General features: G+C 32.5%; 11 protein-coding genes. 9 read left to right on the forward strand and 2 right to left on the reverse strand.

The window, feature by feature from the left end:
• The first annotated feature begins 10 nt into the window (after nt 1–10).
• Genes BBG48_RS05280 through BBG48_RS05315 form a run of 8 tightly spaced genes read left to right on the forward strand, consistent with a single transcriptional unit; the run spans nt 11 to nt 9,969 of the window.
• Entirely contained in the window at nt 11–616 is a 606-nt protein-coding gene (locus BBG48_RS05280) for a Maf family protein (protein WP_068913420.1), read from the forward strand.
• A gap of 1 nt (nt 617) precedes the next feature.
• Nucleotides 618–1,310, forward strand: coding sequence for a RadC family protein (radC, locus tag BBG48_RS05285; RefSeq protein WP_068913418.1), 693 nt, complete (start codon nt 618–620; stop codon nt 1,308–1,310).
• 16 nt (nt 1,311–1,326) lie between these two features.
• Complete coding sequence (mreC, locus tag BBG48_RS05290) at nt 1,327–2,169, forward strand: rod shape-determining protein MreC (RefSeq protein ID WP_068913415.1); 843 nt, start codon at nt 1,327–1,329, stop codon at nt 2,167–2,169.
• A gap of 11 nt (nt 2,170–2,180) precedes the next feature.
• Nucleotides 2,181–2,663: a rod shape-determining protein MreD gene (mreD, locus tag BBG48_RS05295; protein ID WP_144015821.1), complete on the forward strand. Its 483-nt coding sequence runs from the start codon at nt 2,181–2,183 to the stop codon at nt 2,661–2,663.
• A 4-nt stretch (nt 2,664–2,667) separates the two neighbouring features.
• Nucleotides 2,668–5,787, forward strand: a complete 3,120-nt coding sequence (locus BBG48_RS05300) for a penicillin-binding transpeptidase domain-containing protein (protein WP_068913411.1) — start codon at nt 2,668–2,670, stop codon at nt 5,785–5,787.
• Nucleotides 5,788–5,813: 26 nt separating this feature from the next.
• The gene (locus BBG48_RS05305; RefSeq protein ID WP_068913409.1) at nt 5,814–8,672 is read left to right on the forward strand and encodes an AAA family ATPase; all 2,859 of its coding nucleotides are present in this window, start codon (nt 5,814–5,816) and stop codon (nt 8,670–8,672) included.
• 25 nt (nt 8,673–8,697) lie between these two features.
• Nucleotides 8,698–9,756 carry an FAD:protein FMN transferase gene (locus BBG48_RS05310; protein WP_243446744.1) on the forward strand — a complete coding sequence of 353 codons (1,059 nt, stop codon included), beginning with the start codon at nt 8,698–8,700 and terminating at the stop codon, nt 9,754–9,756.
• Between the two features lie 24 nt (nt 9,757–9,780).
• Nucleotides 9,781–9,969, forward strand: coding sequence for a hypothetical protein (locus tag BBG48_RS05315; protein ID WP_068913407.1), 189 nt, complete (start codon nt 9,781–9,783; stop codon nt 9,967–9,969).
• Between the two features lie 155 nt (nt 9,970–10,124).
• Here BBG48_RS05315 and BBG48_RS05320 read toward each other — a convergent pair whose 3' ends face one another.
• Nucleotides 10,125–10,946 carry a copper amine oxidase N-terminal domain-containing protein gene (locus BBG48_RS05320; protein ID WP_068913406.1) on the reverse strand — a complete coding sequence of 274 codons (822 nt, stop codon included), beginning with the start codon at nt 10,944–10,946 and terminating at the stop codon, nt 10,125–10,127.
• Nucleotides 10,947–11,115: 169 nt separating this feature from the next.
• On the opposite strand from BBG48_RS05320, the gene BBG48_RS05325 reads away from it, so the two are divergent.
• Nucleotides 11,116–12,003 carry a WG repeat-containing protein gene (locus tag BBG48_RS05325; protein WP_068913404.1) on the forward strand — a complete coding sequence of 296 codons (888 nt, stop codon included), beginning with the start codon at nt 11,116–11,118 and terminating at the stop codon, nt 12,001–12,003.
• Nucleotides 12,004–12,126: 123 nt separating this feature from the next.
• Here the strand turns inward: BBG48_RS05325 and BBG48_RS05330 are convergent, their stop codons facing one another.
• Nucleotides 12,127–12,288, reverse strand: coding sequence for a DsrE/DsrF/DrsH-like family protein (locus BBG48_RS05330; RefSeq protein ID WP_094754444.1), 162 nt, complete (start codon nt 12,286–12,288; stop codon nt 12,127–12,129).
• Nucleotides 12,289–12,352: the final 64 nt, after the last annotated feature.

The raw sequence follows: 12,352 nt of genomic DNA on the forward strand, positions 1-12,352 counted from the left end.
GGAGTAGATAATGAAATTAATTTTGGCTTCGTCTTCACCTAGACGCATAGATATTATGAATATTATGTCAAATAATTATACAGTAATGCCCAGCAAGATTGAGGATAGCTTGATACTGAGCTCTACAGTTAGAATAAATACCATGGTCAGTGCATTTATGAAAGCTCAGGATGTATTTGAGCAGGCTATAGCAAAAAATATAGCTCCTAACAACGAATTAGTAGTTATTGGAGCAGATACCGTAGTATCCATTGGCGATTTCCAATTTGGCAAGCCAAAAAATGAAAATGACAGCTTTAAAATGCTAAAATCCTTGTCAGGCAAAAGTCATGAGGTGACTACAGGCTACGCTATAATCTCTTCAAATAGTAAGTATGTAGATTGTGTAAGTACAAAAGTAGAGTTTAAAGCTTTGGACGATGATACCATAAAAAAATACATCGAGTCAAAAGAAGGCATTGACAAAGCAGGTTCATACGCAATACAAGGTCTTGGCTCTGTACTTGTCAAAAAAATAGAGGGTGACTACGACAATGTTGTAGGATTACCAATTTCGGCAATCTATGACAAATTAAAAGAAAAATTTAAAATAGATTTACTATCCGCAGAGGTATGATATGACAAAAAAAGAAGTCATAAATCCTCAAATGGAGGTTGATTTTAAACCAAGAGAAAAGTTAATAACTTCCGGTAGCTCTTACCTCACAAATGTCGAATTATTAGCTATACTATTAGATACCGGTACAAAAGAGCAAAACGTATTGCAATTAGCAGACGAGCTACTTCATTTTGCAGGAAGTATTAATAATTTGCCAAAACTTGATGTAAAAATGTTACAAAAAGTAAAAGGCGTTGGTCCTGCCAAGGCTTGCAAAATTGTAGCCTCTATGGAATTGGCAAGCAGAGCTTTAAAATCCGACCTGTTGGAGATGCCACAAATAACCAGCCCAAGCAAAGTAATAGATTATTTTAAATATGAGCTTAGCTCATTAAATGTAGAAATAGTAAAGCTGGTTTGCCTAGATGCAAAAAACAGAATTACATTTTCAAAAAACATAACCAAAGGCACAACAAATATGTCTTTGGTATCAGTAAAGGATATATACAAAGAGGCTATGCTAAGAGATGCCTGCGGTATAATTGTAATACATAATCACCCCTCAGGAGACCCTACTCCAAGCAGGAATGATATTGACGTGACCAACAATCTCAAAAAAACCGGAGAAATAGTTGGAATACCACTTATAGACCATCTTATCTATGGTTGCTCTGATAAAGTGTATAGTTTCATGAAAGAAGATACAATCTGAAAAAGGAATATTATAGATGATTTCTAAAATTTTAAAATTCATTTCCAAATATAAAGGGCAAATTGTTTTTTTTGTAATTTTGCTCTCACTAGTTGCAGTATTAATCAATTCTGTTAAAAATGATAGAGCCCCAAAGTTTAATTTGTCTTTGATGAATGTTTTAGGCGGATTGTCTGAACCAATCGCCAACATAAAAAACGGTATTACCGGTGAAAATGACTCCAGTGAAATAGAAAAATTAAAAAAAGAAAATGAAAACCTTAGACAAGAATTAATCACCGCCCAACTAAATAGAAATCAGCTTGATGATTTAAATGCACTAAAGGCTTCATTGGGATATGTCGAAGACAAAACCTCAGAACCTCCAATAAGTGCAAAGGTTATAGCCAAAAATGATGGGATTTACTTAAAATCCTTTACTATTTCTGCCGGCTCAGCAAATGGAGTAAAAAAAGACTCAATAGTTATAAATGGACAAGGTCTTATAGGTAGAGTCTACAATGTTGCTCAAAACTATAGCAAGGCAGTTTCAATTATTGACCAAGACTCTCCCGTAAGCTTTCAAATACTTGATAGCTCTAGTGATACAGGTATGCTATCTCAGGACTCATCAAATATTAAGATAGAAAAAGAGAGTTATATTAAAGGCTATATGTTCAATATCAATTCTCTAGTTAAAGTTGGAGATACAGTGGTTACTTCATCATTGGGGCTTTACCCTGAGGGAATACCTATAGGTAAAATTGTGCAAATTGTCCCTGATGAAAAAAATCTTTTGAAATATGTTGTCGTAGAGCCATTTGTAAATTTAAAAAAAGTAAACGATGTGCTCATTTTTAACAAAAAGAATTTAGATTGAGTGGTATAAATATGAAAAATATTATAATTCTAATAGTTGGCATATTTATAGCAATCCTTACTGCTACAGTTTTGAATTTTTTTGATTTACTCTCACAACCGGACTTTCTCATGATATTTATATTCTTGGTCTGCTTGTATTCAAAATCTCAAGATACCCCACTTATAATTATAAGCTTAGTGCTTGGAATTATATATGATATTTTAATTGCAAGGTATCAAGGATTTTACAGCATTAGTTTTTTCTTGACTGCTGTAGCTCTAACATATCTCAAAAACAAATTGCTAAGAGATAAGCTTTCAGCAGTATTTTTTGTATGCTTTACTGTACTTATAATTAATGCAATATATAGAACAATTTTTTCAATATATCCTTACTTTAATTTGATTATCTCAAATAAATTTATTATATCTAATATCCAATTTATACTATCTAATTCAATAGTGCTTTACCTAGCACTTTTAATAACAATAAAAGCAGTAAAAATAAGGTGATTAAATGCTATCAAAAAGGTTGATGTATATACTGAGGTTCATAATATTTATATGTATACTACTATGTCTTAGGATACTTTATCTCAACGTTGTTGAGGGCGAATATTATGAAAATATAGAAAAAAGTAGCATATATAAAAATATTGTCATTCCAGCTCCAAGGGGAGAGATTAGAGATAAAAACGGAATACTTCTAGCTGGAAGCAAACCCGTCTTTACAGTGAGTATAAATAAAAATGACAATATCACAAAAGAAGAATTCAATGATGTTGCTCTAATCTTGTCAAAAATCCTAGTAAAAAATAATGAAAATATAGAGGACTCTTTTCCAATAAAGCTTGAAAACGGCAATTTTACCTATAGCTTTGACGAGCAAGTTGCAAAATGGAAGACTGAAAATGGTATTGCCCTTGACGCTAATGCAAAGACAGCCTTTTACCAAGTTGCTCAAAATTTTATAGATACTAATCCATCCTACGGCTTAACTAAAGACTCAGACCCAATAGTGTTGCAAAAAACACTTAACGACTGCGGTATATACCCCCCTATTTCCATAAAAGATGGTTTTGAATTTACAAAAACAGCAGAAAAAAATGCGTGGCTATACAAATACGGTATAAAAGATAAAAATACCTCCGCAAAGGATGCCTTTGCAAAATTAAGAAAATCAAGAAATATCAAAGAAGAACTATCAGATGTTGATGCTAGATATATTTTATCTATGAACGATGCCATCGTTTCAAAAGCCTATCTTCAATACGAACCTGCTGTTATAGCAAAAGACATCAGCCAAAAAACTGTTTCGTCCATTATGGAACGCAAGGTCGAACTAAAAAATGTAACTGTTCAGGCTGAGCCATTGAGATATTATCCACAAGGCACTCTAGCCGCTCATATCATAGGACAAATAGGTAAAATTTCTTCTAGCGATGAAGATTTACTAAAAGACGAAAGATACTCAAAACAAGACTATGTAGGAAAGTCCGGCATAGAGCTATACTACGAAAGTCAATTAAAAGGTGTTAGTGGCTATGAAAAGGTCTTAGTTGACTCAGTCGGCAAAAAAATTTCTAACATCGACAGCAAGGAAAGCTACCCCGGAAATTCCGTATACCTATCAATAGATGCAAAACTGCAAAAAGTTGCCGAAGACTCATTAAAAAAGACCCTTGAAAAATTACAAACCGGCGGAGTATATGACAGCACATGGGGCAATGTAAAAATGAGAGGTGCTAATAGAATATACAATCATGCCACATCAGGTGCAATTGTCGCCTTAGATGCAAAAACTGGAAAAGTTTTAGCAATGGCAAGCTACCCTGCTTATGACCCGAATATTTTTACAGATTATATGACAATAGACGAATATAATTCACTGCAACCCGAAAATCCAAATGACCCACTTTCTGCAAAGCCATTATTAAATGTAGCTACCATGACCGCAGTGCAACCGGGTTCAACCTTTAAAATGATTAGTGCCCTAGCAGCCTTAGAAAACGGATTGTCGCCAAACTATATCATTCAAGATAAAGGTGTAATTTCTATAGCCGGAGTCCAATTTAAAAACTGGTTGTATGGTGAAAACAGAGGTCTGCAAGGTCCTGAAAATGTTATAACCGCAATAAAAGACTCCAACAACTACTTCTTCTTTTGTATATCTGTAGCATATAATTACGCCAAGGATGAGCCAATACCTATGGGCGACATGAAAAATGGTATGAAAATTATTGATATGGCGAAAAAATTTGGCTTAAATGAAAAAACAGGCATAGAAATATTTGAAACAGCCGGCAGCGTTCCTGACCCTTATGAAAAATATAGACAACAAATAGCTAGAATGAAAAAAGACATTTCATCAAAAATGCTAGAGGCTTATAAAGACATAACCATTGAAAATAATGAGCAGGAATATAATAAAAGGCTTGAAGAAATAACCTCTTGGGCAGACGAAAATCCGTCAAGAGCTGAAATTATTAAAAGATTAAGCAAGCTAAATGTAAAAAATGAGCTGTTGGAAGAAATAGCCGACCTATTAAAATACACTTACTTTAACAATGCTCAGTGGTCTACCGGTGACATTTTCAATATGTCAATCGGGCAAGGCACTCATAGATATACACCTATTCAAATAGCAAGATATATCGCCGCAGTAGCCAATGGTGGATATTTAAATAAAGTAAGTGTCATTGATAAGGTAGAAAATAAAAAAACCGGTGAAATTACAAAAGTTGAACAACAGTCACAAAAAGTCGAATTAAACAATCCTCAAAACTTTGACTATGTTAAACAAGGTATGCTACTAGTTACAGAGCAAGGCACAATAAAAAATATCTTCTCAAATTTCCCAGTAAAAATCGCCTCAAAGACAGGTACAGCAGAAACTCAGGGTAAAATTCCTACTAAGGACGAAGTCGGATACTATATGTCTCACCTTAGAGATTATGGTGTTAATAAGAAAGACGTAATAAATTTATCAAATAAATTAGCGGCTGAATATAACAACGCCTACAGCAAACAATATTTCATACAAATGGCTATTCTTGAATTAAATCCAAAAATGACTATAGATAAGCTAAATAGATTTAAAGAACCTTACGCCGACTTTTCGTGGTTTGTAGCTTACGCACCTTATGATGACCCACAAATCGTAGTAGTAACATTTTTAACTCAAGGCGGTAGCAGTACCTTTGCAACACCTGCCACTAGAGATGTAATCGCTCAATACATGGGCATATACGATAAACCGGTAATCTTAAACGATGAAAAAGAAAGCATTAAAATTAAATCTGAACAAGAGTCCAATAACACCAATGTGCTAAAACAAGAGGAATTACCTATAGAAAACATCTATTCTCAAAGTAGTCAACAAGTAAATAGAAATATACCAACTACACCTGTCAGACAAAATAAACCTATAGCTCCTGAAATCCCGGTGCAAGAGCCTGATTTACCAGCCGAAATTGTACCAACAGAAGTACCGGTAGAAAATTCACCAGCTCCTGAACAGCCAGCTCCAGCTCCTGAAACTCCACTAGAAGAAACCCATCCCGCACCTGAGCCTGTCCCTTCACCTGAACCAGCACCTACACCTGATACAAATACAAGTGAAAGTCCAATTTTTTAATAAAACTATTTTGCAAAGAAGATACTATGAAACCAATTTTGCTTGAATTAGAAGGCTTTAACAGCTTTGTAGAAAAACAAACCATTGATTTTAGCAATATCACATCCTATGGGATTTTTGGCATATTTGGAAAAACCGGTAGTGGAAAAACCAGCATTTTAGACGCTATCATATATTCACTCTATTCAAAAATCCCTAGAGGAGCAGACAACCTAGTAAATATCTATTCAAATAAAGCAGTTGTCAAGTTCACCTTTTCAATAAAAGGCTCTGAGGCTGGTATATATGAAATAACAAGACAGGTTAATAAAGAAAAACTTGAAAACTCCCCCCTACTTCCAAGAGCAAACGGTACAAAGCGTTCAATATTAAAAAAAATATCCGATGATGAAACAAAAATACTTGCTGACTCAAAAAAAGAAGTAGACGCAAAAATAGAGCAAATAATCGGTCTAACCTACGAGGATTTTATAAAAACCGTTGTACTCCCACAAGGAGAATTCAGTGCATTTCTAAAAGAAAAAAATACAAATAAACTATCAATGCTGGAAAGATTATTTTCACTGCAAAAATATGGAGACGACCTCACCCAAAAGATAAAGCTGTATAGACAAGAGCAAAATACTAACATGACTTTATTAGAAAATAATTTATCCAATTTTAAAGATATTACAAAAGAAAGTATCGGTGCTTTAAAAAAACAGCATAGCGAAACCTTGGAAAGTATAAACAAGCTGGAGCTACAGTTTGAAAAATATACAACAATCAAAAATGAGATGGATATTTTATCAATCTATGAAGAAAAATTAAATTCGTCTAAAAAAAGCTATAACCAGTTGCTGGAAAACGAAACAGACATAGATACCTTACAAAAAAAGGCTCAAAGACTGTCAAATTTGACTGAATACATTTCTGATATAAAGAGCTATAAAGAAATCCTTGTAAATCTTCCACTTGAGAAAAAAAATCAAGACGATTTGCAAAAATTACTAAAAGAAATAAACGAAAAAACTTCTGAGCTGGAAAAAAACATAACTAAAGTGTCTGAGCAAAATAACAAAAATTATGAAATGCTACAAAGTCTTACTGACTATGTTAATTTGCTAGATAAAATTGAACTGCAAAAAAACTCCTTGTCAAAAAATGAAGAACAACTAAGACAAGAAAGCTTAAAAAATAAAAGCCTAAATAAAGACAAAGACTTATTCTCTGATGAGCTGACAAAATTAAATCGTGAAAATCATTTTAATTTAAAGATATTAAATAGAATTTTAGAGCAAAAAAAATTAGAACTTGAGTCTAAAGAAAATCAAAAACTAAAACAAAAAACTAAAGACGCCGTAGAGCATTTGCAAAATCACCTACACAAAGGTCAAATCTGCCCTGTATGCGGAAATAAGATACAAGAAATACAGCTAAGTCTAAACATAAATGAAAATCTTTCACCAATTGACGATGATATAAAAAAATTATCTCAGCAAATTACAGAGCTACAGACAAACATAAAAATCTATTCGCAAAACATTTCTGACGCTACCACTCAGACAATTTCAAAAGCTGATTGTATTGATAAAATAGCTTGTGAAGATTTTTCTAAATACATTGATTTACAAAAAGGCTTATCAAATAAATTAGCTGAGCTAAACAAAAACATAGCCACTAACAAAATTAAATTAGAAAACAGCTCAGAAAAATTAAATACTTTAAATTCGCAAAACTCTGAAATTACTAATAATTTAAAAAAAGAACAGCTTTTGCTAAATGAATTTTTATCAAATTACAGCGAAACTCAAAAAGCTGAGCTGGATACGAAAATCGCCGAATTAAAGGATAAGTCAAAAAATAATAGCATTTCACAAATAATAAGGTCAGATATTAATGCTACTAAATTAAAACTAGAACAGTATCAAAAGCAGGCTGATAGCTATAAAGATACACTGTCAAAAACTACAAATAAACTCTGCTCAGTAAACACAAAGCTTGAAATTTTTGTAGCTAATAAATCAAGCCTTGAAGTTTCATTAAATAAGCTAGTTCAAAAAGGTGAATTTACAGATTTTGAAGAAGTATTTACATTTGCAGACGAATATGCTAAACTCCCGTATATACAGGAAAAGCTAAAAGCTTACACCTCAAAAAAGGAAACTCTAGAGGCAGAGCTAAAATCTAGCGAGCAAAATTATAATTCGCAAAAACAAAAAATTGATGAAATTATAAAGAATACACCTTATGACGAAAATTTATATCTTGAGCTAAAACAAAGCTTAAATGACAAACAAAAGCTACTTGGAAATCTTATAAACCAAATTGAAGTGTCTGAGAAAAATTACGCTGTTAAACTGGACTTAGAGAAAAAAATAGCAGCTTTAACCATAGTAGTAAATGAAACAGAGAAAATTTATTCTCTTTTCAAGGCAAAAGCCTTCGTCCAATTCTTGAGCAGATACCAGCTAAGCTACGTTTGTGAAAGAGCATCACAAATATTATCAGATATCAGCAGAGGCGGATACCTAATAGAGCTTAACGATGAAGGAGAATTTTTAATAATTGACCTTAAAAATGGAGGAATAAAAAGAACTCCTAGCACCTTGTCAGGTGGAGAAACCTTTTTGGTATCTCTTTCTCTTGCAATCGCCCTATCCTCTCAAATACAGCTTAAAGGCAGTGCCCCTTTGGAATTTTTTTTCCTTGATGAAGGCTTTGGCACGCTGGACGACTCTTCACTGGATACTGCATTAGACACTTTAAAATATCTAGGCGACAGCGGTCTATCTATTGGCATAATAAGTCATATTGAAAAAATCAAGGACTTTGTGCCAATAAAAATAGACGTAATTTCTTCTGAAGATGGCATGGGAAGTAAAATTAAAGTATCTAAGGGTTAAATTTTTATAAATTAGAGGTGACATATTGAAAAAATTATCATATATATTATTATTATTATCACTCATGATATTAAATATTAGTGCTTGTGCAAGCAATAAAACAACTCAAATTACAAAAGCTCAAGAAAAAACTATTCAAGGTCAACACTTTTTTTTAAACTCTATGCTTACAGTAAATATACTTGATGACAGAGCCGACAAGGAAGAATTGAATAAAAAAATATCTCAATTAGTACAAGACTATGAAGAAAAATTTACCACCAAGTCCGACACCAGTGAAGTGTCAAAAATTTCTCAAAGTGCCGGTAAATCGTCGGTAAAGGTTTCTAATTCGACATATGAACTAATACAAGAGTCAATAAAATATTCTGAATTATCTGACGGAGCATTTGATGTCACTATCCAGCCACTTAATGCAATTTGGGGTATAGGCACTGAAAATGAAAACGTACCTAGCCAAAAAAATATTGATAAGGCATTAAACTTAATTGATTATAAAAAAATAGAATTTAATGATGCCGATAAGTCTATTTTTCTAAAAAATCAAGGTATGTCAATAGATTTAGGAGCTATAGCCAAAGGTTATGTTACAGACAAAATAATTGAGCTTTTAAAACAAAATGACGTAAGCTCTGCCATTATTAACATGGGTGGAAACATATATGTACTTGGAAATAAAAACGGACAAGACTACAAAGTCGGTATAAGAGATGGTTTTTCTAAAGACCCTAGCCAATGTTTTTGCATATATAAAGGACAAAATATCAGCGTAGTAACATCAGGCGTATACGAAAGAAATTTCACAAAAGATGGCAAATTTTACCATCACATACTATCAACCAAGGATGGCTATCCGATAAAAAATGGAATTTATGCCACTTCTATAATATGTAAAAACTCTACAGTCTCCGATGCAATGTCAACAACCGTATTTACACTTGGCATAGAAAAAGGTATGCAGCTACTTGAAAACATGGATGGAGTAGAAGGCATGATAATCACAAATGATAAGAAAGTATATCTAAGCTCAGGATTAAAGGACAAAATAGAGATTACAAATAAAGAATACCAAGTTCAAAATTAAATTAATTAAATTAGAGAGCTTACAATGACTAAAAGAACCTCAAGAATAATTGCCAGTATTATGCTGATTGTATTTATAATTTTTATAAGCTATGCTTTAAATCACCCCGAAGGCTCTTTTCCTTGGATGGTTGAGATAACTTACCTGCTTTTTGCCTTATATATTGGTGTAATGATATTTTTATTTGTTGCCCCATTTAAAAATCACGTTTAACTCTAATAAATTACTTTAATTATACTTGCGGGCGAACAAAGTTAGCCCCTACAAGCTATTTTTAAGTATTAAAAAATTTATAAAAAAAGACTTGCCTTAACATCTCTGCTAATTTAAGCATTGATATTAAGGCAAGTCTTTTACATTTTTATTTGTTATTTAGCCAGTGCATATTTATCAAAATCTTCTTTAGTAGTCTTTACCATTGCAAAGCTCTGTCCTGCATTTGGATTGTTGTTGTCTTTCATAAACAAAATATTTTTACCTGAATAATTTACATCTTCCTTAGTAAATGTGCCATTTATAGTGCCGGCTTTTAGGGTAAGTGTTGTGCCGTCAAAGGTGTATGTGCCTGTTACAGCTCGTCCGCCTCCTATTTTTAATATAGTCACTGCACCCGCTTGATATGATACAACATATTTATTCCTTGATAAATCCTCCATAGCATAATATCCATCTAATACAGTAGGATTTGAAATCACTTGTGAACTAGGTAAGTCCGTTATACCTGTTGGGAAAGCAGGCGATGAATTTTGAGCTTGATTTGGCTGAGTAACTGTTGCTATATAATTTTTCCCATCCCATTTTACATCAGCACCCGTACTTTTTGATACAAAAGAAAGTGGTATCATTGTTCTTGAATTTATTATAATCGGTGGAGTATCCATAGTTACAGGCGTGCCATTTACATAGATATCGTAAGAGCCGATTACAAGCTCTATAGTTGTAGTGCCATTACTACCGATAACCTTTTGAGTTGGCTCATCCCATGTTATTGTGTTTAGTCCAAGTGCCTCAAATAATGCACGAAATGGAACCATAGTCCTGCTATTTCTAATTACCGCCGGTGTATCCGTTTTTAGCTCTGCTCCATTAACTATAACCTTTACCTTTGAAGGTACTGCAAAGGATGTCGTTACCCCTGCAATAGAAAATATTAGCAATAGCGAAAATAATATCCTTTTAAAATTTTTCATTTTTAATCTCCAATCAATCTTACGAATGTTCTAATGTCTTAATGAAATAATTATACCACAATTTATTAACTTTAACTGTAATTGTAATGAAAATATAATCTTATTATTTACTTTATGCTAAAATTAAAATATAATCAGTATATAACACAAGTTGAATAATAGGTGTATTATGAATAAAAAAAGAAAAATATTTTCACTAATACTTACAACATCCATATTATCAGTCAGCTTTTTTACTGCTTGCAATAAAAACAGCACTTCATTAGCAAAAGCAACTGATAGCAGTCAAGCTGCACAAGAAAAAACAAATACTAACTCCTCTGACTTTATTAAGCTTAAAAACTATGACTATATCGGATATAGCAAAAATAATCTAGTAGAGGTGCATTTAAACGGAAAACTAGGCATGATTGATGAAAACGGAAAAGAAGTCATACCACTAAAATACGATTGGGCAACAGAATTTAACGAAGGCTTTTCTCTTGTTAAGCAAAATAAACTCAATGGAGTAATAGACATCAGCGGAAAAGAAATAGTGCCACCTAAATATGATACAATATTTGACTTTTCTGATGGATTGGCTGAAGTAGTATTAAATGATAAATACGGACTAATTGATGGCACTGGAAAAGAAGTAGTACCACCTAAATATGATTTTTTATTTAACATCTCTCAGGGCTTATTTGAAGTACGACTAAATGATAAATATGGTGTGATAAACTCTAAGGGTAAAGAATTCATACCTGCTAAATATGACGCTTTATCCCTTATTGACAGCCTTGGTATTTTTTATTTAAACTTAAACGACAAATACGGTTTAGTAGATAAAAATGGAAAAGAAATTACCCCACTAATCTATGATAATCTTGAATACAGTAAAAATTTAAACAAAGTTTTTGTAAAATCAAATGGTAAATGGGGATATCTATCTGATAATTATAAAACCTTTACACCTGTAAAATTCACTCAGGATAAATTTTACTTCTTCTCTAAAGATACAGCCTTAGTAAAAGACGATAGCGGCTGCTACCTAGTCAAAAATCCCCTTGAAATATAAGCCGTAGTTCATATAATTCAAAAAAACGTTGAAATCAGTTTATTAAAACTATGATTTCAACGTTCTTTTATTTTAGAGTATACTTGCAGATTTATTATTGTAACACTAACACCTAAAGCAGTCCTATATAAATAAATTTATATTACTTTCTGATGCTGCACCAAGATAGGTTGCCACTCCAACTACATCTACTCCATCAATTAGTTCTTCTTTTTTTATGCCCATTACATCCATAGACATAGCACAAGCTAAAATTTTTACTCCTACAGCTTGAGCATTTTTGATTAAAGTCGGATTTTATTTTAATAATCTTATTAGTTAATTTTTTAATTATATCTTAGATAAAACC

The sequence above is a fragment of the Criibacterium bergeronii genome, assembly GCF_001693775.2.
Lineage (GTDB): Bacteria > Bacillota > Clostridia > Peptostreptococcales > Filifactoraceae > Peptoanaerobacter > Peptoanaerobacter bergeronii.